The organism is Vibrio sp. 1CM7H (assembly GCF_023161645.1).
GTDB lineage: Bacteria > Pseudomonadota > Gammaproteobacteria > Enterobacterales > Vibrionaceae > Vibrio > Vibrio diabolicus.
In genome coordinates, this window is the sequence record NZ_JALNTV010000001.1 from 893,320 (window position 1) to 918,754 (window position 25,435).

Here is a 25,435-nt window from a genome sequence, read left to right on the forward strand (position 1 = left end):
AAAAGGGAGCATTTACGCTCCCTTCTCAATATCATTCCCGCTGAGTGTCCGTTACACTTCGTCGCGACGGCGCTCGTTACACAGCTTAATGGCACGCTCAAGTAATTCTAGCGCGGATTGCTCACATTCAGGCAGAGCCGCATCACTTTCACCAATTGGCGTTACGCGGTCACCCCATTTCAATACTGCCGCCCCCCATGTCAAACCTGCACCAAATGCAGCAAGAAGCATGTTATCACCTGGGTTAACTCGGCCTTGCTCTACCGCTTCACATAATGCAATTGGCACCGTCGCTGCAGAAGTATTACCGTAGTTTTGGATGTTCACAAACGCTTTGTCGTGTGGGATCCCAGATAGGTCACATAGGGTTTGAATAATACGAATATTCGCTTGATGAGGAATAACAACGTCGATTTGGTCGGTAGTTAACTGTGATGCTTTAAGCACGGTTTTCGCAGCTAGCCCCATGCCTTTTACCGCACGTTTGAAAATTTCTTGTCCTACAAAATTGAAATCCCAGTAACCGTTGTCTTCCGCAAAGCGATCCATACAAGTACCAAACTTTGGCACGGATAGAATATCGCGACCTTTAGCGTCACAACCAATTTGAGATTGCAGTAGACCCGTTTCTTTTTCTGTTCTTGATAACACAACGGCGCCCGCGCCATCACCAAATAGAACAGCGGTATCTCGCATGGCCCAATCGATGTAGAAAGACAATCTTTCCGCGCCAATAATGATCGCGTTGCGATAGTTACCTGATTGAATCAAACGTGTGCCCGTTTCAAGGCCGTAGACAAATCCCGTACATGCGGCATTTAAATCAAAGGCCGCCGCAGAACGAATGCCCAAGTTCTGCTGTATTTTAGATGCGATGTTTGGAATAAGTGAATCCGGAGAACAAGTCGCCACAATGATTAAATCAACGTCGCTTGCGTCAACGCCCGCGCGCGCCAATGCGTGTTTGGCAGCAACGGTTGCCATGTCTGAAGTATTTACATGGCTAATACGGCGGTTTTCGATACCGGTGCGGGTACGAATCCACTCATCTGAAGTATCAAGGAAAGTGCTAAGATCATCGTTAGAGAGCACGGCAGGAGGAACACATTTCCCCCAACCTGTAATTTCAGCGTAGTAATTTGTCATCGCAGACCTATTTATTGTTGTATTTTAATAAAATTTCTTAGAACCTTAGGCTCAAATACAAACCTGCTCTGCGTTATTTCGGCAGGTTAAAAAATAAGTATACAAATAATGAGGCTGACTGGTAAGTCATGTTTTCATCAATACGTAATAAAGGAAGAAGTCATGTCATCGTTTAAAACTCGCTGCCCTTCATGCGGCGGTCTGAATCGTGTCCCTAATGAGCGTGTTGCAGAGTCTGCAACTTGCGGTAAATGTAAAAGTGCACTTTTTGATGGCGCGCCTATCGAAGGAACGCAAGATAACTTTTCTGCCCTATTACAAAGTGATACGCCTGTTGTCGTCGACTTTTGGGCCCCTTGGTGTAATCCGTGCGTCGGTTTTGCCCCTGTTTTCTCGGATGTCGCTCATGAACAAGCAGGAACGGCTCGTTTTGTAAAGATTGATACAGAAGCACAACAAGCGCTCGCTGCACAATTTGGCATTCGAAGCATTCCTACCATCATGGTTTTCAAGAACGGTCAACGCGTTGATATGATCAATGGTGCGCTACCTAAGAGTCAGTTTGATCAATGGTTAAATCAAGCACTTAATAAGTAATCCTCCACGCCAACCTCACTGGTAGGTTGGCGTTTTTATGCAACTTATCGACCTATCTATTTAACAAATATTATTTGTCGAAACGACTTAAATTAATCATTTTACTTGCCTAACTATTAGCCTCATATTCGCGCCGAATAACCCATAGATTTCATTTAACTTATAGGCGCAAAACAGTGGAAAACACAGTCGTTCCTGCAGCATCACCACGAGTTACAGTTCCAGTCGTCGCACTGTCTCTTTATGCGGTGGCTTCGGGCTATTTAATGAGCTTGATCCCTCTCATGCTCGGTGAATACAACATCTCAGCAGATTATGCGAGTTGGTTGGCGAGTGTTTTTTATGGCGGCTTATTGGTCGGCGCGATGTTTATTGAGCGTGTCGTGCGTCAAGTTGGTCACCGTAAAGCGTTTATTGGCTGCTTAGCGGCATTCTCGCTAACGATTGTCACGCTACCCGTTTTTGCTAATGGGTTAGTGTGGCTTGCTGCTCGTTTTATCGCAGGTATTGCCGTTGCGGGCGTTTTTGTCATTGTTGAATCTTGGCTAATGTCTGGCGACGAAGCATCACGTGCAAAACGTTTGAGCTTGTACATGCTATCGCTTTATGGCGGTTCTGCATTAGGCCAATTTGGCATTGGTGTACTTGGCGTCAGTGGCGGTGTTCCGTTCATTGCAATTACAACGCTGATCCTAATGGCGATGTTGGTGCTGATGTTTATTGAGTGTGAACAACCAAACAGCCATGAATCAACCGCTTTGTCATTTAAGCAAATTGCCAAGCTAAACCATGCTGCAATTATTGGTTGTGTTGTATCAGGTTTGACCTTAGGCGCGATCTACGGATTAATGCCTGTTGAGCTCACTAACCGTAAAATCAACCATCAAGACATTGGTACATTGATGGCACTAGTGATCCTAGGTGGCATGTTGGTTCAACCAATGGTGACCACATTGAACAAATACATGAGCCGCACAGTGCTAATGGCGTTCTTCTGTATTTTGGGTATTTTTTCGATCGGTTTGACCTTTATTTCATCGTCAGCCGTGGTATTAGCTGCTGCTTTATTCTTTTTAGGTGCAGCTACTTTTGCCTTGTACCCAATTGCGATCAACTTAGGTTGTGAAGGACTTGATGAGCGCTTTATTGTCTCTGCCACACAAGTCATGCTGTTCAGCTACAGCATTGGCTCTGTTGCTGGCCCGGTTGTGGCTGATAAATTTATGGGCCAAGAACATGGCTTACTAGGCTACTTGTTTGCCGCTTTGGTTGCGACTGGCGTATACATGCTACTTGCAGCGAGCAAAACTAAGCAGCGTATGGCCGCTGGCCTCTAACCACGCAACTTCTACTCAACGAAAACGAGGGCATGTCGCCCTCGTTTTTTATTCTTCGCTTTTTTGTTTAGATAAACGTTTGTGACGGTTTGACGCGTTCGCTGCAGGTTTTTCCGGTACCGCGCGCTTTTCATGAAGTAAATGACGAACCGCCAAGATGGGATGTTTCAGTAGCATTCTGGGGCCAGAGTAACGCATGACCAAACGCATTTGCTCTTTCGGGTCCGGTTTATAACAGTGAATCGGACACTTGTTACACGTCGGTTTATTCTCTCCGTAAGGACAACGGTCAAGACGAACTTCTGCGTATTCAAGCAGCTCACGACATTCTGAGCACAAGTCACTTTTTGTTCCATGGTGATCGTGACAGTAAACCTCTACCATGGCTTTTACCGTCTTAAATTCAGTGGCGAGCTTGCCAAGTAAAATATCGCTCATGAGCTTCCAAAAATCACAACGTCATTGTGTAAACTTCTAACGTTCGACCATTATCGTATTGCTGCTCAACTCGTTCAAACTCAAAGCCCAGTTTTTTGAGCAAACTTATACTACGAATATTGTCATTGTTGGTGATGGCAGCCAACTTATCGAGTTTCATTTCCCCTCGAGCATATTCCAGCACCGCGGTTGCCGATTCGACTCCGTAGCCGCAACCATAAGCAGAAGGTAAAAAACCATACCCGAGATCGTAGTGTTGCAATGTGTCACGCTTAACTAGCCCACAAATACCGATCGGCTGTCCATCGTCCTTTTTCTCTACTACGAGTAAACTCACGCCTTTAACTTTTTGCATGCGTAGCATGTTTTCTTTTATATAACGCGCCGCTTCATATTCAGTACGAATTTGTTTATCTCCGACAAAACGGTAAAAGTCTGGTTGGTTATAAAGTTCTAATATGAATGGTGCATCATCTACACTCACAAGACGTAGTATCAAACGTTCAGTGATCAGTGTTTTCATTTGGACTCCATTAAAACGCGAGAGATGATTGGACATAGAAACGTACTTGAATCTTGCGACCGACGTAAGGGCTTATTTAGTTGTAACTTGATAAAAAAATAACTATCCTGCCCCGCTAAATTAAAGGACCACCACCATGAACCGCAAGAAGAAAATCAATCAGATCTTAAAAGCGAAACAGAAGAAGCATAACGCTAAGCTACATAAGAGCAATAAGCCGCGTTATATCTCCAAAGCTGAACGTGCAAAAATGGAAGCTGAAGAGCAAAACCAAGCCTCGGAAAGCACGGAAAATGTTGTAGACACAGTGCCGACAGATCAAGCCTAAAAGAAAAGCCGCTTTATGCGGCTTTTTTTGTTTATTGTACGGAGAGAATTGACTTTAATATTCAACACTGTAGTTCAGTGTGAATGTGCGACCTCTTCCTTTGTAGTCGTAAGCTGCTGCATCGTAGTGTGCCGCATAAAGAATCTGCGCACGTTGACCCCAAGCGGTTGTGTAGTCTTCGTCAAATAGGTTTTGAATACCAAAGCCTAACTGCCCAACAGGTAGTGTTACATTACCCAGAAGATCAAACGTGGTGTAGCCCTCCAACTTATTGTTGGCGTCATCTTCGTAATCAAACATCGTCTGACTTTGTAGACGAATTGAGTACGAATCTTGGTAGTATGCAGCCCATGCATTAGCCTTAGACGTACTGGCTTTACCTGCGCTCAAATCCTCCCATTTACCATCGGTTTTCAGCTCAGAAACTACGTAGTGTCCTGATGCCCCTAACAGGATATCGCGGGTCACCCAGTAATTGATGTTTGCTTCTGCACCGTAAACACGCTGCTCGTCGTCAACATTCGTAATCAACAACGTTTTTCTATCATACTTGATGGAGTTGTCTGAAAGCGAGTAGTAGCCTGCCGCCTGAAGCGCAAGAGAGTTGGTATCAAGACGGTAACCGATCTCATAGCTGTCCGTTTTAATACCTGACATTTTTGAGTCAGATACATTAATGCTGTTGTTCAACGCATAGTGCCCGTTTGCATCCACAGCGTCATAGCTGCCTTGACCATAGTACTTCGCAGGGTCAGCAAGTTCGAAACCTTGGGAGAAATTTGCCCAAAGTTGAGATTCATCATTAAGCTGATAAATGGTGCCCAAATTAAACAGACTTACAGAGTAGTCGGTGCTACCACCTGGTACCGCATCCGCTGACACCCCCTTACCCGAGGCAATCTTCTTTTGTACGCTATAGGCAACAAAGTCATCAATCTTGTTGTCCATGTATTGATAGCGGTAGCCTGCTTGAACGGACCAATCTTGATTAATTTGATAGTCACCTTGAACAAACATTGCGTAAGACGTTACATCTACACCTGGGTAACGACCAACTTCGGCGTACGTTTTATTAATCAAGTTTCCAGAGTTGTTTGCAATGCTTGGATCGAATAGAGCTTGATTGCTCTCAAAACGGTCTAAATACGCATCAACACCATAAACAAGGTTGAATGATTCCCAGTTTTTTGCCAGTGCCAAACGTCCAGCAAAAACCTCTGTCTTTTGCTGAGAAGCACCTTGGTAATAAGGAGTAAACGTTTGGTCTTCACTTCGGTAAGACAACTCGCCAATCAGTTGATGGCCGAATACGCTGTCGTGAGCGTAGTTCGCACTTAAGAGAACTCGCTCTGTACCGTGTTCACGATCGGAATCGAATCCCTCTCGTACATCAACAAATTTATTGTTAACAATGTACAAGCCGTATGGCGAATCTTGCTGGCTGTCATAGTATTGTGCGACAAGGTTTAACTTGCTGGCATCGGAGATTTGAATCTCTGTCGATCCCATCACATCAAGCGTCGAGTTGTATTGCAGAGAACCTTGGGAAATATCTGGCGTGACAATGTCGCCATTTGCGTCAAATGCACCTTGTGTCTCGGTGTACACAACCGAACCTCTAGCGGCAACTCGATCGTTACCACCGGAAATAGACTGCGCTAGTTTGTAATCAAAGTCATCGCTGCTGTTAAAACCTGTAGTGCCACTCACGTAGGATTCAAACGACAAGTCATCGGAGTAAGCTTTCTTGGTGATAATGTTGATAACACCACCTGTAGCGCCAGCCCCATAAATGGAGGTTGCACCAGATAGTACTTCAATTCGCTCGATGTTGAATGGGTCAATTGCATCAAGCTGACGACTAATTGGGCGAGAAGACTGCAGTGAGACTCCATCAATCATCACCAACATCGCTCTGCCACGCAGGTTCTGGCCGTAGTTAGTTCGACCACCCGTACCAACGTCTAGAGAAGGGATGGTTGCAGAAAGAATGTCACCAAGTGTCTTGCCCGCGCGATATTGCTGAGCAATTTCCTCTTGCCCTACAAACCAAACCGTTCCTGGAATATCAGAGATCGATTTCGGCATCACACTGCCCACGACCACCATTTGTTCATCACTTGGTGTTGATGTTTGTTGAAGTTCTTCCGCAGCTATTGAGCTAACTGCGTATCCACTGCTCATCGCAAGTACGATGAGATTAAGAGAAAACGTCCTTTTTATCATTGTATTTATCTTTTTGTTGTCAACAAGAGCATGCAATGATACTTATTCTCACTCTCAAATCGAGCACTGTTACATAAGTTAAACAAATGTTAATTAGGATTATGCTTGCTCATAAGCTGTCGATTTTTTTCTAAACGAGGACAATCTTCACAAAGCTTTCTGCCTTCACACTTATAGACTAAACAACAGCTTTTTCTGACCAATTTTAGCGGCTGATCCAGTGACGTCTCATAAAGTGAATGACTATTGTTGGCATCTAAACCCAATGCCTGTAACCACAAGATGGCATGCTCACGTAATGTTGTGTTGGTCATTTGCGGAAAACGCTGTTGAAGACGAATCAAACAAGCCATGATCCCATCCGACATCAATTGATGAGTGAAGCCTGGGCGAATGCGCGTCCATTGACTCATTTCTTGTTGGTAGAAATCGAACAACTCTCGAATTTGACGTCCGGCCTCTTTTATTAATTCTTCTGGCTTACCATGTATATGTGTTTCGTCAGCGAATCGATATCCAGACACAAAACAAGGCTTGAGGTGCTGCGCCATCTCACGAATGTTTGGCAACGTGTGGAAACCGTAGATAGAAATGAACGCAACATAAACAGGCTGCCAACACAACAAATCCCACGTTCTCGTCAACCAATACGCTTTTCCCGCTTCCGGATGAGCCTCAGACAACTGTTGGTAAAGGCCTTGAATGATCGGATTTATATCATTTTCGATATGAATAACTTCTTGCCCTATTTCGCCAATATCACCGTGAAGGTAAGGCGTAATCTCACTCGAAGTTTGAAATAGTTGCGGGAAAAATTGCTCAGACATGATGTTTTATTGTTGGTGTAGTCATTCTGACACCTTTATACCCAAGCACTAATCGCAATGCAAACTATTATCCTTTGTGTTTACGTAACAAGAGGCTATTCTCATCTGTGGTCTCTGCCTCTATTTTCAAGCTCTTTGCGCCCGTAAGGTCTGGTTACGTATGCGATGAATAGCAACAAACTCTTAAACCTCTTCGTATTTAGCGCTGACATGATCGCAAAAATACACAGCATAAAAACACCCTGATAAAACTGTGTTAACAGTTTCCCTGTGTAGCGTGAGTTATTGCCAATAATTGAATATTGCTGTTTCTTATCCAAAGGAGTGTGAACAACATGAAGTATTTTCTTTCTGAATATCGGGACAATGTAATTAAGTAATTTGGCTATATAGCCCCCTGTTTTGAATAAGGAAATCCACATGTTGTATCTTGAGTTTCTATTTTTGCTCGTGATGCTGTATATCGGCTCACGTTATGGTGGTATAGGCCTTGGGGTCGTATCTGGTATTGGTTTGGTGATTGAAGTCTTCATCTTTAAGATGCCGCCAACCTCCCCTCCTGTCACCGTTATGTTGATCATCTTAGCAGTGGTAACATGTGCATCCATTCTTGAAGCGGCTGGCGGTTTGAAATACATGCTGCAAGTTGCCGAACGTGTACTTCGTAAAAACCCAAAACGCGTCACCCTGATCGCTCCTTTTGTTACTTACTTTATGACCTTTTTGCTCGGTACAGGTCACGCGGTTTACTCCATCATGCCAATCATTGGCGACGTTGCACTGAAAAACGGCATTCGTCCGGAACGTCCAATGGCAGCCGCTTCCGTCGCTTCGCAAATCGCGATTACGGCCTCTCCAATTTCAGCGGCAGTCGTTTACTACTTGGCACAACTCTCTGATATTCAGCACGAGATCACTCTGCTTTCTATTTTGCTCGTTACTGTTCCAGCGACGCTATTCGGTACGTTGCTGATGTCACTTTACAGCCTAAAACGCGGTAAAGAACTGGAAGACGATGAAGAATACCAAGAGCGTTTAAAAGATCCGGTGTGGCGTGAAAAGATCCTCAACACCACTGCAACGTCTCTTGATGAAGTGCTACCAACAAGTGCTCGTAACTCTGTGTTGCTGTTCATCGCGTCTATCTTGGTTATCGTCGTTATCGCGATGTGGCCGGACATTCGTACCATCGTGGATGGCGCGAAACCAATCAGCATGGCCGTTGTGATTCAAATGATGATGCTCTGCTTCGGCGGTATCATTTTGCTTGCAACCAAAACTGACCCACGTGACGTACCAAACGGCGTAGTATTCAAATCAGGTATGGTGGCTGCCATTGCTATCTTCGGTATCGCCTGGATGTCAGATACTTACTTCCAATACGCAATGCCTCAGTTCAAATCTGGCATCGTTGAGATGGTAACCAACTACCCTTGGACGTTCGCGCTTGCGTTGTTCATTGTATCGGTTGTGGTGAACTCTCAAGCAGCAACGGCTCGTATGATGCTACCTGTTGGTCTTGGCTTGGGTCTGGATCCGGCACTGCTTATCGGCCTAATGCCTGCGGTATACGGTTACTTCTTTATTCCGAACTACCCTTCAGATATCGCGACAGTGAACTTCGATACGTCAGGTACCACTAAGATTGGTAAGTGGTACTTCAACCACTCATTTATGTCGGTAGGTTTGATTGGTGTGATTGGTGCTTGCTGTCTGGGCTACTTGTTAGGACAAATGATCATTCCTTCATAATTAGCCAAATCAACAATAAATTAGAGGCGAGTCATTGTACGTTAGCGTACAGCCTGAATGACTCGCCTTTTCTTTGTCACGTTAGTGATTACAGTAAGAAGTCATCATCAATCGCGACAAAGTTATCTGCACAATCAATCAGAGTTTGGGATGTTAGCTTAGGCACACCATAAACGGTCACCGTTTTATTGAAGCGCTGCTGAATTCGTTCCACCAGAAGACTAAAGTCCCCATCTCCAGAAACGAGAATCACTTCTTCAACTTCAGGTGCAATTTCAATCGCATCAAGAGTAATACCAACATCCCAGTCGCCTTTCGAGCTGCCGTCACGACGCTGAATATAGGGTTTAAGCATTACCTCGAACCCAACACCGCGTAAAATGTGATGAAACTGACGCTGTTTTGGATCGTTACTCGCGATGGCATAAGCACGAGCACTCACCACCTCTTTCCCTTGCGTCGCAACATACCAAAACTGGTTGTAATCAAAATTACTGCGATACGCTTCGCGACAGGTGTAATACACATTCTGTACATCAACCAAAATGGCGATCTTTTGTTTTCTTTCTGAATTCATCTTTTCTACGCTTGATTTATTTGCTGCCTACCCTAAGTCAGTTTTGGTAAAAGCACAATGAGCCAATTCCACTAAACTTAACGTATAAACGGTATTTGGGTTTCTAGGGGAACTGTCATGGGCGGAAAGTTACTAGTGATACTACTTTCTTGTATCTTGTCATCGACAGCATTCGGTTATCCAGCACATTCAAAGTACTGGCCGCATCGGAGTGTGCTTTACTTCGCTCCAGAAAATGATGAATACGTTAAACAATTCTTACTAGAAGCACTCATGAATGAGTGCGAGTTGGAAGACAGAGACGTGGTCACATTAGTCATTACAGAACAAGGTTACACGTCTCCAGCTTGGCTCAAAGAAGAGTTTGATTTGAAAATGCTTGCCAAGCTGTATGAAATTGAAAAAGGCTCACATACCGCAATTTTACTGGGTAAAGATGGCCAAGAGAAATACCGATGGGGCGCAGAAACGGATTGGCCATTTATCAACAACTTGATTGATCAAATGCCAATGCGTAAGCAAGAAATGCAGAGACGTCACAGCCCCTGCAAAATCTAACCATTAGACGAACTTATTTTCTAAACCAGTCTAGTTTGTTGTGCAACTGAGTCACGCTGCCAACGACGATCAATGCTGGACTGATCGCTTTCTCAGCCATTTCAGAAAGTTCGTTCAGTTTTCCTTGGAACACGCGCTGCTCTGGACGCGTACCATTTTCAATAATGGCGCATGACATCTCTGGATCTAATCCGTGAGTGATCAGGTTATCCATGATGTGACCGCTTTGCTTCAAACCCATGTAGAACACAAGTGTGTTGTTAGATTGCGCTAACGAATGCCACTCAATTTCGCGACCGTCTTTTTGCACGTGACCCGTAATAAATTGAACACTTTGCGCATGATCACGGTGCGTTAATGGAATACCAGCATAAGCTGTTGCACCCGCCGCCGCGGTGATCCCCGGCACCACTTCGTATTTGATGCCGTATTCTGCAAGCTCTTCTAACTCTTCACCCCCGCGTCCAAAGATGAAAGAATCACCACCTTTTAGGCGCACAACGCGTTTACCTTCTTGTGCTTTTTGTACCAAGATTTGGTTAATTTGATCTTGAGGTACACAGTGAAAGTCCAATTTTTTGCCTACGTAGATCATCTCCGCTGATGCATGCGCCAATTCAAGAATGTCTTTCGACACTAATCGGTCATACACCACAACTTCAGCCGCTTGAATCGCTTTCAAACCTTTGACTGTCAGCAAGTCTGGATCGCCCGGCCCCGCACCTACTAGAGAAACAAAGCCGCTGTTTAAAGATGAGTTCGCAGTAGTCATATCAACGCCTATCGGAAATTTGGATATAAAGAGTAACACTCACGTTATTAACTTAAGGTTCAAACTACTCCAAGGAGTTATTACTTTTTATAGCCAAATCAATACAATATCTATTGAAAGTTAAATGAGTTGAGTTGCCCTACCTACCATAGGTAGGGCCAGATAAAAGCAGTTTATTTTGCGATTGCAGGCTCTGCTTTTACTTCTTCTTCAACTACGTTGATAGAAGGCGCTGTTTTCGCATGAGTTAGGTACAGTGGCAGACAAGTCATTACGAGACCACCAACGATATTACCTAGGATGGTTGGGATAAGGTTGAAGTTCAACCAAGTCGCGATACCAAAATCCGCACCTAGAATCATACCCAGTGGGAATAGAAACATGTTTACCACGGTGTGCTCGAATACTAGCGCGAAGAAGATGAAGATTGGGAACCACATCATCGCTACACGACCAGATACTGAACGTGCCGTCATGTTGCCGATCACGCCTAGGCACACCATTAGGTTACAGAAGATAGCGCGTACAAAACACGTGATCCATCCGTCCATACCCATGTTTTCGAAACCAAGGCTACGGGCAGTCGATACATCGACAAACTTCTTCGCTACCGCGTTCAATTCTAGAGAGAAGTTACCGGTTAGAGAGATTGCCACTAGGTAAGCCACAATTAGAGAACCAATCAGGTTACCCAAACCTACCAATCCCCAGCAACGGAAAATACGACCCCAAGTGATACCCGGACGGTTAGCAAACTTAGCCAAAGGAGCAAGACCAAAAACACCAGTGACAAGGTCGTAACCCATCACACTGAGAATCACAAAGCCCACAGGGAAAACAAGCGCCCCCACAAGGCCAATGCCCGTTTGTACAATCGCGGTAATAGCAACCACCACCGCAAGAGACAGAATAACGCCTGCCATCGTGCCGCGAAGCAGAAGATCTCGTGTGCTGGTATTAATTTTCGCTTCACCCACGTTGATCATGGTTTGCACGAATTCAGCAGGTTTAAAGTCTGTAGACATGAATGTGTCCTTATTCAAAATTGAAAGTTAAAAAGTTAAAGATTGAATAGAGAAAGGCTTCCCGTTGACACCCACTGCTGTCGACATCATCTCGCTTCCCTGTTCCCCCAAGATGACGCTTGGAAAGCCTTTGTCTATTGAATCTAAGTACTCGGTGCACTCCCTCCCCTTAAGGAGGAGGGAATGCAAACCAAGCTTATGCAGAAATTTCTACTTCACCGTTGGTTACGCGCGTTTTGTACGCTTTCACGTTAAAACGCTCGTCTTCCATGCACGCACCTGTTGTCAGGTTAAAGCGTTGCTTTTTAAGTGGGCTTGCTACCCAAAGTTCGCCTTGGTGCTCACAAATCAAACCGCGAGAAAGCACGTTTGATTGGAAGAATGGGTCTGTGTTGCTGATCGCCAGCACTTCTTCTGCTTGTGTTGGGCGGAATACCGCAACTTGCTGACCATCAACCAGTGCACAAACGCCAGTGCCCGGTACGATGTCGTTGATTTGGCAAATCTTTTCAAATGACATGTTCAACCTTCCCTTATGCTTCAGTGATCGCTACGTGTAGGATGTCGCCTTTCGCTTCAGGATGTTTCTCCGTGAAGGTCGCTGGGCGGTGCTGTTCGCGCTCTTGAACAAACACAACATTGTCATCGCGCTTGTCAGAGTTGATGAAGTGTGCGAAACGAGTCAGTTGTGATTCGTCATTGATGGTTGCAGTCCACTCACATTCGTACTCGTCTACAAGCTTCGCTACGTCTGCTTCTAGTTGAGCGTTAATGCCAAGTTTGTCTTCAACAATCACTTCGCGTAGGTAGTCAACGCCACCTTCCATGTTTTCCATCCAAACCGATGTACGTTGTAGTGGCGCAGCAGTACGGATGTAGAACATCATGAAGCGGTCGATATACTTGATTAGCGTTTCTTTATCTAGGTCACTTGCAAGTAGGTCTGCGTGACGAGGCTTCATACCACCGTTACCACATACGTACATGTTCCAACCTGCGTCAGTCGCGATGATGCCAAGGTCTTTACCTTGTGCTTCCGCACACTCACGAGTACAGCCAGAAACACCGAACTTCATCTTATGAGGCGTACGAATGCCTTTGTAACGGTTCTCGATGTAAGAACCTAGACCAACAGAATCTTGAACACCGTAACGACACCAAGTTGAGCCAACACATGTCTTCGCCATACGAAGTGCTTTTGCGTACGCTTGACCTGTTTCGAAACCAGCGTCGATAAGCTTGCGCCAGATCTCTGGAAGATCGTCTTTTTGAGCACCGAACAGACCAATACGTTGAGCACCGGTTACTTTGGTGTATAGGTTGTATTCTGCAGCAACGTTCGCTAGTGCACCCAGTGCTTGAGGTGTAACTTCACCACCCGCCATGCGTGGGATTACGGAGTAAGTACCATCTTTTTGGATGTTACCTAGGAAGTTATCGTTGGTGTCGTGCAGCTTAACCAGTTGTGGCTTAAGGATGTGCTCACCCCAGCAAGAAGCCAAAATAGAACCCACAAGTGGTTTACATACTTCACAGCCGTAACCTTTACCGTATTTCTCCAGAAGCTCATCAAACGTTTTGATCTCTTCAATACGGATTAAGTGGAATAGCTCTTGGCGTGAGTAAGCAAAGTGCTCACAAACGTCGTTCTTCACTTCAATACCAGATTTAGCAAGCTCTGCGTTTAGGACAGAAGTGACTAGAGGAATACAACCACCACAGCCTGTGCCAGCGCCAGTCACTGCTTTGATGTCGCCCAATGTATGGTGGCCATCAGCAACCGCTTGTGCGATCTTGGCTTTGGTTACATCGAAACATGAACAGATCACTGCGCTTTCTGGTAGAGCGTCTGCACCTAGTGCTGGTTTCTCAGCGCCTGCGTGTGCAGGAAGGATCAATGCGTCTGGGTGTTCTGGTAGGTCGATTTCGTTCAACATCAATTGAAGCAAATCGCCGTAGTCAGACGTATCGCCAACCATTACCGCGCCAAGCAGTTTCTTGTTGTCTTCAGAAACGATAAGACGTTTGTAAACTTCTTGCTCTTCGTTTTGGTAAACGTAACTCTTACAACCTTCAGTACGACCGTTCGCATCACCGATTGAACCTACTTTTACACCAAGAAGTTTCAGCTTCGCAGACATGTCAGCGCCTTCGAATTTGCTTTCTGTGTTACCTAGTAGGTGATCAACGGCAACCGTCGCCATCTTGTAGCCAGGAGCAACAAGGCCGTAGAACATGTCGTTCCAAGACGCACACTCACCAATCGCGTAGATGTTCTCATCAGAAGTCTGGCAGTGGTCGTTGATGGCAACACCGCCACGAGGGCCAAGTTCTAGCTCCATTTGGCGTGCTAGTTTGTCTTGTGGACGAATACCCGCTGAAAATACAATGAAGTCTGTTTCTAACTCAGTGCCGTCAGCAAAACGCATAACGTTGCGTGCGTTTGTGCCTTCTGCCGCAATCTCAAGCGTGTTTTTGCTGGTGTGAACGTTCACGCCCATACGCTCGATTTTTTGACGAAGTTGGTTACCACCAGCAAGGTCAAGTTGCTCAGCCATCAGCTTTGGCGCGAACTCAACAACGTGTGTTTCTACACCCAATGCTTTTAGTGCGCCTGCCGCTTCAAGACCTAGAAGACCACCACCGATAACCACGCCTGATTTGCTGTTTTTCGCACACGCTTCAATCGCTTTTAGATCTTCGATCGTGCGGTAAACAAAACAGTCTTTGCTTTCGTGGCCTTTGATAGGCGGGACAAATGGGAATGAGCCTGTAGCAAGAATCAGCTTGTCGTATTGAACTTCGCGACCAGTGCTTGAGTAAACAATGCGGTTTTCACGGTTGATGTTAATCGCGCGTTCGCCGATCAGCATATTAATACCGTGTTTCTCGTAGAAGCCTTCTTTTACTAAAGAAAGTTCATCTGCAGTATGGTGAGAAAAGTAAGAGGAAAGGTGCACACGGTCGTATGCGACACGAGGTTCTTCACAGAAAACGGTAATCTCCATATTAGAGATATCAGTTTTCTCGACTAAGTCTTCAATATAACGGTGCCCTACCATACCGTTACCGATGACTACTAGCTTCAACTTGCTCATTATAATTCCTAAGGGTTAGGTTCTTATCACTGAGCTCATTGTTAATTGTGAAAGAAAATTAATACATGATGTAAATCAATTACAATTTCAAACTACCCTAAAGGGGTAGATGAACGTTTTTATCTTGATATTGAAGAATAAAAGGTAATTTATTAACGGATGTTGGTAGTTTTTACAAAATGAGATAACCGCAGTCATGCTCACAAAGGGCTATACAGTTTTGGCTTTTACAGAATGGCAATGATTGTCGAGTTAAACCACGCTAACGATAAACCCAGCTTTGTTTAAAAACAAAGCATTCGTTTTAACCTAGCCGTTTCAAGGCTACTAAAGGTGAACAACTGAAGTGACTGAAAGTTTTAGAAAAATCAAGTCTCACAACAAAAATCTTTTACTAGCTAAGTCGCACTATAAAGACTAGAATCTGATTTAGTTCATATGGAATAAAATCCATATGATTGATACCGTAATTGACATATAGAGTGCCGTCCCATGTTTGTGAGGCGGCCTTTTATTTGGGAGTCATAAAATGTCAGAAAACAATTCTATCTACATTTCAAGCTTAGATATGAACCGAATCACGGCTTTGTTGGATAAAATGCCAAACATCGCGGCGGAGCTTGTTGAGCTAGAAGCAGAGCTAGACCGTGCGACGGTTCTTGAGCCAGAACAAATGCCAGATAATGTGGTCACGATGAACTCAACTGTAGAGTTTAAATTTGCAGGTGAAGATAGAACCATGACAAAGACACTGGTTTACCCATCTGAGCTGAAAAGCAGTGATGATATTTCCATTTTTGCGCCCGTAGGCAGCGCACTGATCGGTTTGTCTGTTGGTCAAAAACTTGAATGGCCAATGCCAAATAATCAAGTGAAGACAATTGAAATTGTCGATATCACCTACCAGCCTGAGCGTTGTGGTGCACTAAACCGCTAACCCTCAGTAGTCCCGGTGCAAAGGCCTCATTTATGACTTTGCACCAGGAGAGCCCCTCGCTTATCCCCTATTTCCTTCTTTGTTTTTCCAAGCATTTACTTTGCTGCTCTTAAGTAACATCACCGATTCTTTATTATTTACCGCATATTCAATACCTATATCTCCAAGCTCAATCATAGAAATTGCAAAGTATTTTTCGTATATTGTCGCTCCGAAAACGACGTAAATTATGCGCAAAATGGAAGAATATCTAACTCGAATTGCCTGCTTAGAAAAAGAAAATGAAGAGCTGAAGCGGAAGAATGCGCGACTACAAGAAAAGTTGAATGCTGCACTCGACAGTAATGGACTGTGTTTGTGGGAGCAGCATATTCCTTCAGGTACTTTGACGATATTCAATATGCAGTGGGGCAAAATGCTAGGTTATCAGCCCCATGAGTTAACCGCGACGGTTGAAACGTGGAAAAACAATCTCCACCCTGAAGATTATGATCTTGCGGTGGGTGCATTTGAAGATCACCTAGCTGGCAAAACCGACCTTTATGAGGTAGTTCATCGCATGATTCATAAAGACGGCAGTGATAGTTGGGTCTACGATCGAGGGCGCATCGTCGAGTATGGTTCTGATGGCGAACCACTACGCATGATGGGCACTCATATCGATATTACAAAAGAAAAGCGATATGAGCAGCAACTGGCTAAGTTAGCTTCGAGTGATCCATTGACCGGACTGTTAAATAGAAAAGCAATTGAGGAAAACTTTAATCATCAACCTCAAACCAAGCCGTCTCAGCAGTCTGCCTTAGTGTTTGTTGATATAGATAATTTTAAAGCAGTTAACGACCAGCTAGGCCATCATACTGGTGATACTCTCCTCATTAATATCGCCAATAGCTTAACAGAGCTTGCGCCAAGCAAGTCTCAAGTCGGACGCATAGGAGGAGATGAGTTTGTCGTTTTAAGCTCTTATTCAAATCAAGAAGAAATATCTCAACTTTGTGATCGACTCTTAAGTTCCATCATTCCTGCGATAAATCAGGACTTAAATAAAGTAACGATTGGAATGAGCATCGGTGTTTGTCTATTTGATAAAGGAAAACAACAGTTTAATGAAGTTTATCAAAAAGCCGATCATGCAATGTATGAGATAAAGAAAAATGGCAAAAATGGCGTTGCCTATATCCAGATATAATAATTCTCTTGTTTTTTTTGAAATTAATATTTCTTTAATTTGACAATTTTCTCTACGGAATTGATAGCGTCTTATTTTTTAATAAGTCATTTATATAGGAAACAAAAGAAATAACAAACAATTAAGAGTGTTGCATACTACACGGTGTAATATTATTACTGTCTTTGTGACTGCTTTTGTTGCATACAATATTATTTCTTATTATTTTTATAAAAGCCACTAGTAAAAAGTAGTTAAACATTATAATTCATAAACTTATAAAAACCGAAATGCATGGTTGAATTTTAACCACCCCTTCTGCTAATATCTCGCCTCGTGTTTAAAAGTAATAAACACACACAAATATAAAACAAACTTTATAAAACATAATGCACACTTGATAATTACTGGTTCTATTTGGGTAGAGCTCGGTATTTATTTTATTTAAAACATTATGAATTTGTAATTTCATTTAATATCAAAATATTAAGTAGGTATATAAATTGAAGAAGGTCATCCTCCCTCAATTGGGCTTTGTTGCGTCAAATTTACGCTTGCTAGCTCTTGGCTTTGTAACCCTCGTGTCAGCATATTCTTTTTCATCAGAGGTTTATGCTGAGCAAGTGGCTAGTGGTGAACAAAAAACATTAGTTGTACTCGTCAATTTCCAAGAAAACCCTCAAGAGATCCCAATCTCTAAAGAAGACGCCCATCATGTTGTTTTTAATACCGTTAGCGACTTCTATTCGCAAATGTCCCAGGGGCAACTTTGGCTATCTGGTGATGTTGCTGGAACATTCACCTTACCGATATCAAACCAAATTTGCGATGATGATGCTGTAGCAGCGGAAGCCGACAAAATGGCTGAAACTGCGGGATATCAACTATCAAACTATGACCGTTTTATCTACTTAACAACCAAAACTGGATGTGCATCAGAAGGCTCTGGTAGCCAAGGAGTAACTCCCTCTAGAGCGTCAATAAATGCGGTTTTCGAGCCTCGAGTTATCGCCCATGAATTAGGACATAATTTTGGATTGCATCACGCTTCCGCACTCGACTGTAAAGACGGTACGTTAGCTGGTGATTGCCGTGTCATAGAGTACGGTGATAGCTACGATACAATGGGTAACTACGATATGGGTTACTTTAGCGCCTTCCAATTGGAAAACTTAGGGTGGCAGACCTCCCCTGCTCAAATCATTTCTAGTGATGGTGTTTACTCTATTGATGCCTATGAAGACTTTGAAAGTACTTCATCAAAAGTTTTAAAAATCCCAAGAGGTACCGATCCAATTACAGGTCAGCGCCAATGGTTTTACGTTGAATATCGACAAGCTCTTGGCTACGACAGCTTTTTACGTGACCGTTCGTACATCGTATACCGCCAAGATGTGACAGAAGGTGTGGTTGTGCGCCTAGCGACAGACGGTGATCTTAAAAGTAGCCGCTTGCTACACATGAAGCCTGACTCCACTTTCAAACAATTATTTGGGAGTAATGACTGGGAAGACCCTGCTCTTCCAATTGGTGGAACGTTCACCGATCCAAAAACAGGCGTGTCGATAACTTTGGAAAGTGCTAATGGTCAAAACGCACAGGTCAGTGTCATATTTGGTGGTGAATCCGGGCAATGCGTTGCGACATCGCCTCTACTCTCTCTAACCCCACTATCAGGTTCTGATGCAAACGCTGGAGAAACGTTAGCGTATAATCTTAAAGTGACGAACCAGAACAATACAGAATGTGCAGACGCGACTTATACAACGGCTTTAAGCGTTCCTGACGGATGGAATTATGACGCAAGCGCCTTGACGGTTCCTTCCGGCATGAGTGCAGAAACGACGGTCATGGTTACGTCAAACAGCGATGCTCAGCCGAACTCTTACAGCATAGCCGTTGACGTTATAGATGCTGAAAATGAACAATCAGCCAAAACCGAGCTATCTTACACAGTGTTGTCTGAGTCGACGTCACCACTTGAGGCGGTGAATGATAGCGTAACGATCAGTGATAAATCCGTCGTTCGCATCGAACAGTTAAATAATGACTCGTTTGAACAATCGACCTCTCTTGCGATTACGGTCGCTAAGCCAAACAAAGGAAGCGCCCGTGTACTGAGCGATGGCTCCATTGAATACACACCATCGAAGAAGTTTAAGAATAATGATTCATTTACTTATACGATCAGTGACGGTCAATCTTCTTCAACCGCGACGATTAGCATCACCTTACAATCGACTTCTGGTGGGAATGGTGGTGGAAACGGTAAAGGGAAACCGAACTAAATCACGCAATTCAATATGAAAAAGCCTGGAGAATACTCCAGGCTTTTTATTCACAAGACGTCAATTAGTTGCTTGGTGCAGGACAAATATCACAGTCTGCAGAAGCTGTATTCGTCGCTTGAGTATTATCGATTTTCAAGAAACCAACCGCTGTAACAGTATCACGGAAAGATTGCGTTTCTGCATTGCTAAATGCCGTTGGGATATAACTACCAGTATAAGACTGACATTGATCCGAAGCGAGTTCGATATTATCCACTACTGTCACGTCATCAGAAGCATCCTCAGGCGTACCTGAGTCATCCACAACAGAAACATTCACTAAAGTAAGTCCAGGCGTTGTGTTACATACCATTCCCGAGAAGCTCACTTCAGCAATGATACCATTTTCAGTAAGCTTGAAGCCGCTTTCACATGATTTCGTTACACTAATCATTGGAGACAAGCTCAATGACTCACATGGATCACTTGCGGTATCACTAATGGTCGCTTGGCCACCCGGAGTCGCAGCTGCTGTGACTTTCACCGTATTAGTTAGACCATTGCTTGTACTTTCAAAACTGCCGCTGTATGAAGCACTGTCACCTGAAGCAATGGCACCTAAGCTATGTGTAGTACCTGCTTCTAAATCCTCTACAACAACATCGTAGAGCGTACCGACACCATCATTAATCACGTCGCCGCTGTATGAGTAAACGTAACCATCTTCTGTTTCATTCACGACCGCTTGATTACATGTTTTAGTGATATCAACACTACACAACTCAAAGTCACCAACCACAAAGTCTTTCAACTGAGCGGTAATACTGCTTGATGCTCTTGTTTCGGCTGCAAATGAGCTAAAACAGGTGTCTGTTTGTAGAAGTTCAGTAAGGTTTACACCACCTTCAAAGAAGGTTTCTGGAGGGAAGACATTTTCGACACCACTTTTTGGCGTATACGCCCATGGTGCAGGTGAGTCAGTTGTATTGGTTGAAGCACACACATCTTGCGCGCCTGGTGAACACAGTGCATTTGTCTTAACTTTCAAACGTAAGTTTGTCGCAGCACACTGACCATCTTGTGGATTATTGTTAGCAGCTTTCGCACAAGTTGTGTCCCATTCAAGAACCAAAATTTCAGGGCCATCGTTTGCCCCTTGCAAATAATTCACCTGAATCAAAAGGTCGCCAGCAATATGTTGACCCGTGAATGTACCGTCAGGGTTCAGACCCACTGAGTCTTGATAAAACCAAAAACCTAAGAAGGCATCACCGCTGTTACCGAAACGGTCTGCACCAAAGGTGAGTACTAGATCATTGTCGATAATATATGCTGCCGCATACGCATGAAGAATGTCCCCTTTATCAAGTACCGTACCAGTCTTCCAACCGAGTTCTGGTATGTCTTTGATGTCTTTATTACCACCAGTAAATATTGTATCCGGTGTTGCCGTGTCATTTTCAAAGCTAAATACTTGTGCTCCGCCGATGTTTGGCGGCGTTGACCAGTCATCTGGAGCACCTACTCCAGAGTCATCTATCGCATTAGCATTTGCTTCTAACTCAAACACGCCATCTGTTGGTGTTGCAAATGCAGAGCTACCTATTAGCAAGCTTGTAAATATTGCATAAAGAAAGCTCTTCATCGTATGCCAGATACCTGACTTACAAGAATTCATAACCTACTCCTTAGAACGCTTCTAAAGCTAGACGAAGGTCCCTATGTCATTAATTGCCTTTTAAGAAAAAGTGAAAGCGAGATACAACTTTCGTTTCGAGCTCGTATAACGCATAGAGCATGCCACCACTTAAGGTTATGATTTTATTAAACTAAATATTTTCAACAGCGAAGAGAATGAACAGAGTGTTCAATTTTAAAGAAAGAGAAAGAAAACAAAAGAGACAAAAAACCTACGATAACAAAGATATATACGTGTTCTAGGATAATGTTACAGATTGACACTTTATTGTTTACACCTGTGACAGATGCACAAAAGCGACGGTATTGAAACTGTCCACTATGAATATGAAATAGACGCTTACTCACCTGCCCCAACTAATGTGAAGGTGATGTGTAACACCTGTTTGCATAGTGTTACACCCTTTACACATCTAATTGAATACTCATTTAACTAAAACATATTCAATCGTTTAGCGAATAAGTTTTAGCTCAACCATTTATGAAAATATAAACAAACTGTTCCCCCCTCTGTACAAAAATAAAAAATAATCAACAAATACAAAAGGTTAAATGTGGAACACTCTATGCTAGTCAACTGGCGCAGTTTAACTCTGTGAGAAAACTATCACGTATGTGGGCTCAAGGACGTAGCGAGCCCACTTACACAAGGAGGTTTTATGAAAACCATATTTAACTCTTGGTGGGGCAGTAAGAGTTACCGTTGTTCCACTTTATGTAGCCAGAATATACTTACAGCGATCAATATCAGCAGCATGTTTAAGCTGTTTACTTGGGTCATAGCGGTTAGCTTAGTGCTGAGCTCTCAAATTGTTTACGCATCCGCTGGCGACCCTTCAAGCCGAGGCGTGCAACCAATATTTGTTGAAGGGAATAACACCTGTCAACAATTACTTCCAGGGATCGATGGTTTGATAGAATACAAGCTTGAGCCAGTTACAGACGGCACTTTCGGTGATGGCATGCTTGAAGTGGTTATTGATCAACAACCTGGGGCAAAAACCTTCAGTTGGGATCAAGGTGATAGCCCTGTGATTATGCAAGCTATCTTTGTGAAAGGTGGTCCTGACGGAAACCTATATAACTACTTTACAGATGGATTATTGTATCAAGATGATGCCTTACTACATGCACCTGTGGGTAAAAACGGTAGATACTATGGCTTAAGTCATATTTCATTCTGTTACACACCAGGCGTACCAGACATTAAAATCACTAAAACTTGTACATTTGGTGATGTTGTCAATGGTAACACTTTGAAATACAACTATAAACTCACTGTAGAAAACACCGGTGACTTTGCATTGTATGATGTTGTGGCAACAGACACTACAGCCGTTGACAACGATATGGCTGCTGGTGACCATGTGTTCAATTTAGCGATGCTCGCCGTCGGACAAACGCAAGAGTTTAATGGTTCGTTTATTATTGACCAAAACGGTATCACTAACTACGCAGAAGTAAGCGCAGCACTTGAAACTGGTGGTGGTGTTGCGGTTTCTGACAACGCAGATTGGGAATGCCCAAGCCAAAACATCCCTGGTTCATTGTCTCTAGAGAAAGACTGTAGTGTCGTCGTCGTGAATCGATTTGAAGATACTGGTATTAATGAATACGGTCTTCAAGTCAATTACAGTGGTAGTGTATGTAATACCTCCAATGTCACCATTGACGGCATTGTCGTAATCGACAACAAAGACTCGAATCCAATCCAGGTTGGTATGCTTGCGCCTGCTGAGTGTTACGACTTTACTGGTAACTACGAGCCAATCCCAGGAGATGGTGAAGGCCTTCCATTACCGGGTGAAGAAGTCAGAGCGTTTACAGATACTGTGGATGCGAGTGGTGAAACTATCTTCGGTAATGTTGTCGTAGAAGCGATAACAGCGTCTGCAGAATGTACGCTATGTCCAACTTGTCCAGAGCCTGTTAACTGCCCTGAATAAGGTCTACTTACAACTTAATAAAACAACGCCTGACGTTAACTCGTCAGGCGTTTTCTTTCGAACTATATCGTTCTATTTATTCTTACCTTTCCCATTGTTACCAGAGTTGCCAGAATCGCCACCAGATGAGGACTCTAACTTCACTGAGACCTGAGCGGTCGAGCTGCTTTGACCATCACCTATGGTATAGGTAAAGCTGTCGTTATTTTTGAATTTCTTCTCAGGTGTGTAACGCAGGGTGCCATCTGATAACAGCTCTAGTCGCCCCTTACTTGGTCTAGTAAAAGAAACCACGCTTGCAGAGTTTTGCTCTCCAACAACATCGTTTGCCATCACATCGATAGTCACCGACTGCTTCGAAGACATAGTCACCTGATCATCAACAGCAACGAGCTCTGGTGATGGCGAGATTTCAGTGGTTACAGAGTAATTTACGGATGCTGCGGTTTGCAGACTTGAGTCCTCCCCGTGCGTCACGATCATATTCAAAGCATAGTCTTTATCACTAGCGTCAACCGAAGATACGACTGATATCATTACTTGTCCGGTTTCACCTGCTGCTAGCGTGATTGCATTGCTGCTTGCTTTCCAACCAGTTGGCACTGACGCGCTTACAGAAAAACTGCTCGCTGAACAGTCTGCACTATCTTTGTTGGTAATAGTGACCTGATATTGAACCTCATCGCCGGCTGCAACCGAGTTGTTTGTTGCAGCTTTCGCAGTCACTGATGGAGCATTAACAGTACAAGTCCCGATATTACCGTTGTCAGAGCCATCAAAGACAACGCTTACTTCGGCGATGCCGTTCGCTGCACTCACCAAACTCAATGTTACACCTGAGTCTGGGTCAGTATAGCTACCACCGACCGGCATAGATGGGTCAAACCAGTCATTTCGGCCAAAAACCGCACGATATTCAGAATCAGTTTTAAAGTGAAGCAGATTACTGCTGCGCCCATCGCCTTCTACAGCGCTTCGAATGATGATGCCATCCGTAACGTCCCCACGATAGAACGAGTAAGAACGAGCATCTAAAAAGTCGTCAAACCCAATAGACTGGCGGTATTCAATGTAAAACCATTTTTTTGCACCTGTAGAAGGATCAGTACCACGAGGTACTTTTATCGTAACTGGCTGATCACTAGTCGTCTCGTAATTCGCGATGGAGTAAGTACCATTTTGAGTAACTTCCAGTGTCTTTGAAGCGTGCTCTCCCTCTAGCCATCCTAGTCGCTCGCGCTGGAAAGTATTCAAATAGCCGATGTCTGGACCACCCATTACATCATAGGTATCACCGTATTCACGCAACGTACAGTTGTCTGAAAGCGTATGCTCGCCACAATCAAGAGCACGAGAGTGATGCAAACCAAAGTTATGTCCAAGCTCATGAGCGATATTCATCGGAGAAAAATCACCATTGATGTGCGCGCGTGAAGGCATGCCATCAATAGTTGCCGATCCAGCGACACCACATGCCGTTTTTGTCATCAAGTAAACAATACGATCGTACTCTTCAAGCTTCACTCCCGCAGCGATGGCTTCTTGATCCGCTGCATCTTGAACAGCGGTAAAATCACAAACCTGATTAGACAACGGTAGATTAAACCAACCCACGACTTTCCCTGATAGCCACATTTGCTCAAAAGAGCTTTCACGGTAGAAGTCATTTACTGTGCCAAAGATTAGATTATTTGCCTCTGACAAAGTTAATGGCTGCTCATTTGGGTTTTCTTTGAAGTTCAGCAGGATAACCAATGTATTTTGCTGTCCCGTCGTACTTCCTGCTGCACTGGCGTAATGGATGCTCTGTAAACAAGCGAATATTACTAATAAAAATGACAACCCTTTATTTAGGATTGTTCTATTTATTTTAATATTTTTTATCACTGCTTCACCTAATTTTAAATTAATAACTAGTTCAACTTCCCGCCAATATAAGCAGAAATGGTAGGGTAAAATAATATAAATTTTAGGCAATAAAATGCCCTAGCCTATAAAGCCAAATATGTTCCTATATACATCAACATGGTTATAAAAGGATAACCACCAAAAATATAAGAGCCGGAATCATAGCAAAGCAACCGGTCAAAATTCAACCAGAGCAATAAGTAATTTAGGTTAAGTTTGTGTAATAATAAATTTGTCCATTTTTGTCAATTACTTAAAATAACCTTATGATTGTTTTATATGAACAAACTTTGTATTCAAC

The 25,435-nt window shown here is 43.7% G+C and carries 21 protein-coding genes; 9 read left to right on the forward strand and 12 right to left on the reverse strand.

Annotated elements, in window-relative coordinates:
* Nucleotides 1-51: 51 nt before the first annotated feature.
* Nucleotides 52-1,146: a ketoacyl-ACP synthase III gene (locus MSG33_RS03890; protein ID WP_248379933.1), complete on the reverse strand. Its 1,095-nt coding sequence runs from the start codon at nucleotides 1,144-1,146 to the stop codon at nucleotides 52-54.
* Nucleotides 1,147-1,308: 162 nt separating this feature from the next.
* On the opposite strand from MSG33_RS03890, the gene trxC reads away from it, so the two are divergent.
* Together trxC and MSG33_RS03900 are read left to right on the forward strand one after the other, a co-directional pair.
* Nucleotides 1,309-1,743 carry a thioredoxin TrxC gene (gene trxC, locus MSG33_RS03895; RefSeq protein ID WP_005394579.1) on the forward strand — a complete coding sequence of 145 codons (435 nt, stop codon included), beginning with the start codon at nucleotides 1,309-1,311 and terminating at the stop codon, nucleotides 1,741-1,743.
* A 176-nt stretch (nucleotides 1,744-1,919) separates the two neighbouring features.
* Nucleotides 1,920-3,080, forward strand: a complete 1,161-nt coding sequence (locus MSG33_RS03900; RefSeq protein ID WP_012842235.1) for an MFS transporter — start codon at nucleotides 1,920-1,922, stop codon at nucleotides 3,078-3,080.
* Nucleotides 3,081-3,128: 48 nt separating this feature from the next.
* Here the strand turns inward: MSG33_RS03900 and MSG33_RS03905 are convergent, their stop codons facing one another.
* Together MSG33_RS03905 and MSG33_RS03910 are read right to left on the reverse strand one after the other, a co-directional pair.
* Nucleotides 3,129-3,518 (reverse strand): nitrous oxide-stimulated promoter family protein, encoded by a 390-nt coding sequence (locus MSG33_RS03905; protein ID WP_005394584.1) that lies wholly within the window; start codon nucleotides 3,516-3,518, stop codon nucleotides 3,129-3,131.
* Between the two features lie 13 nt (nucleotides 3,519-3,531).
* Complete coding sequence (locus MSG33_RS03910) at nucleotides 3,532-4,041, reverse strand: GNAT family N-acetyltransferase (protein ID WP_248379935.1); 510 nt, start codon at nucleotides 4,039-4,041, stop codon at nucleotides 3,532-3,534.
* 136 nt (nucleotides 4,042-4,177) lie between these two features.
* Between MSG33_RS03910 and MSG33_RS03915 the strand changes: the two genes are divergently transcribed.
* Complete coding sequence (locus tag MSG33_RS03915; RefSeq protein ID WP_012842232.1) at nucleotides 4,178-4,369, forward strand: DUF2986 domain-containing protein; 192 nt, start codon at nucleotides 4,178-4,180, stop codon at nucleotides 4,367-4,369.
* Nucleotides 4,370-4,423: 54 nt separating this feature from the next.
* Here the strand turns inward: MSG33_RS03915 and MSG33_RS03920 are convergent, their stop codons facing one another.
* Both MSG33_RS03920 and MSG33_RS03925 read right to left on the reverse strand, forming a co-directional pair.
* Entirely contained in the window at nucleotides 4,424-6,595 is a 2,172-nt protein-coding gene (locus MSG33_RS03920) for a TonB-dependent receptor (RefSeq protein WP_048625083.1), read from the reverse strand.
* Nucleotides 6,596-6,684: 89 nt separating this feature from the next.
* Nucleotides 6,685-7,422, reverse strand: a complete 738-nt coding sequence (locus MSG33_RS03925) for a siderophore ferric iron reductase (protein WP_164665658.1) — start codon at nucleotides 7,420-7,422, stop codon at nucleotides 6,685-6,687.
* A 420-nt stretch (nucleotides 7,423-7,842) separates the two neighbouring features.
* Here MSG33_RS03925 and MSG33_RS03930 point away from each other — a divergent pair, with 420 nt between their 5' ends.
* Complete coding sequence (locus MSG33_RS03930; RefSeq protein ID WP_005394592.1) at nucleotides 7,843-9,174, forward strand: anaerobic C4-dicarboxylate transporter; 1,332 nt, start codon at nucleotides 7,843-7,845, stop codon at nucleotides 9,172-9,174.
* Between the two features lie 88 nt (nucleotides 9,175-9,262).
* Here MSG33_RS03930 and MSG33_RS03935 read toward each other — a convergent pair whose 3' ends face one another.
* Nucleotides 9,263-9,751 (reverse strand): NYN domain-containing protein, encoded by a 489-nt coding sequence (locus MSG33_RS03935; protein WP_005394594.1) that lies wholly within the window; start codon nucleotides 9,749-9,751, stop codon nucleotides 9,263-9,265.
* A gap of 117 nt (nucleotides 9,752-9,868) precedes the next feature.
* Between MSG33_RS03935 and MSG33_RS03940 the strand changes: the two genes are divergently transcribed.
* The gene (locus MSG33_RS03940; protein WP_182018505.1) at nucleotides 9,869-10,309 is read left to right on the forward strand and encodes a DUF4174 domain-containing protein; all 441 of its coding nucleotides are present in this window, start codon (nucleotides 9,869-9,871) and stop codon (nucleotides 10,307-10,309) included.
* Nucleotides 10,310-10,322: 13 nt separating this feature from the next.
* On the opposite strand, the gene cobA is transcribed toward MSG33_RS03940, so the two are convergent.
* The 4 genes from cobA to nirB all read right to left on the reverse strand — a co-directional run bounded on the left by cobA (nucleotide 10,323) and on the right by nirB (nucleotide 15,204).
* Nucleotides 10,323-11,081 carry a uroporphyrinogen-III C-methyltransferase gene (gene cobA / locus MSG33_RS03945; protein ID WP_005394598.1) on the reverse strand — a complete coding sequence of 253 codons (759 nt, stop codon included), beginning with the start codon at nucleotides 11,079-11,081 and terminating at the stop codon, nucleotides 10,323-10,325.
* Nucleotides 11,082-11,254: 173 nt separating this feature from the next.
* Nucleotides 11,255-12,106 (reverse strand): formate/nitrite transporter family protein, encoded by an 852-nt coding sequence (locus tag MSG33_RS03950; protein ID WP_248379937.1) that lies wholly within the window; start codon nucleotides 12,104-12,106, stop codon nucleotides 11,255-11,257.
* Between the two features lie 196 nt (nucleotides 12,107-12,302).
* Nucleotides 12,303-12,626: a nitrite reductase small subunit NirD gene (nirD, locus tag MSG33_RS03955; protein ID WP_046875391.1), complete on the reverse strand. Its 324-nt coding sequence runs from the start codon at nucleotides 12,624-12,626 to the stop codon at nucleotides 12,303-12,305.
* 13 nt (nucleotides 12,627-12,639) lie between these two features.
* Nucleotides 12,640-15,204, reverse strand: coding sequence for a nitrite reductase large subunit NirB (gene nirB, locus MSG33_RS03960; protein ID WP_248379939.1), 2,565 nt, complete (start codon nucleotides 15,202-15,204; stop codon nucleotides 12,640-12,642).
* 529 nt (nucleotides 15,205-15,733) lie between these two features.
* Here nirB and rnk point away from each other — a divergent pair.
* The 3 genes from rnk (at nucleotide 15,734) to MSG33_RS03975 (ending at nucleotide 19,600) form a co-directional block, all read left to right on the forward strand.
* Nucleotides 15,734-16,141: a nucleoside diphosphate kinase regulator gene (gene rnk, locus MSG33_RS03965; protein WP_005394604.1), complete on the forward strand. Its 408-nt coding sequence runs from the start codon at nucleotides 15,734-15,736 to the stop codon at nucleotides 16,139-16,141.
* 238 nt (nucleotides 16,142-16,379) lie between these two features.
* Nucleotides 16,380-17,333 carry a sensor domain-containing diguanylate cyclase gene (locus MSG33_RS03970; RefSeq protein WP_046875474.1) on the forward strand — a complete coding sequence of 318 codons (954 nt, stop codon included), beginning with the start codon at nucleotides 16,380-16,382 and terminating at the stop codon, nucleotides 17,331-17,333.
* Between the two features lie 482 nt (nucleotides 17,334-17,815).
* On the forward strand, nucleotides 17,816-19,600 hold the full coding sequence (locus MSG33_RS03975) for an Ig-like domain-containing protein (RefSeq protein ID WP_248379941.1): 1,785 nt from the start codon (nucleotides 17,816-17,818) through the stop codon (nucleotides 19,598-19,600).
* 64 nt (nucleotides 19,601-19,664) lie between these two features.
* Here MSG33_RS03975 and MSG33_RS03980 read toward each other — a convergent pair whose 3' ends face one another.
* On the reverse strand, nucleotides 19,665-21,260 hold the full coding sequence (locus tag MSG33_RS03980) for a DUF11 domain-containing protein (protein WP_248379943.1): 1,596 nt from the start codon (nucleotides 21,258-21,260) through the stop codon (nucleotides 19,665-19,667).
* A 679-nt stretch (nucleotides 21,261-21,939) separates the two neighbouring features.
* Between MSG33_RS03980 and MSG33_RS03985 the strand changes: the two genes are divergently transcribed.
* Entirely contained in the window at nucleotides 21,940-23,226 is a 1,287-nt protein-coding gene (locus MSG33_RS03985) for a hypothetical protein (protein ID WP_104973723.1), read from the forward strand.
* A 72-nt stretch (nucleotides 23,227-23,298) separates the two neighbouring features.
* On the opposite strand, the gene MSG33_RS03990 is transcribed toward MSG33_RS03985, so the two are convergent.
* Entirely contained in the window at nucleotides 23,299-24,981 is a 1,683-nt protein-coding gene (locus tag MSG33_RS03990; protein ID WP_248380549.1) for an Ig-like domain-containing protein, read from the reverse strand.
* Nucleotides 24,982-25,435 lie beyond the last annotated feature (454 nt).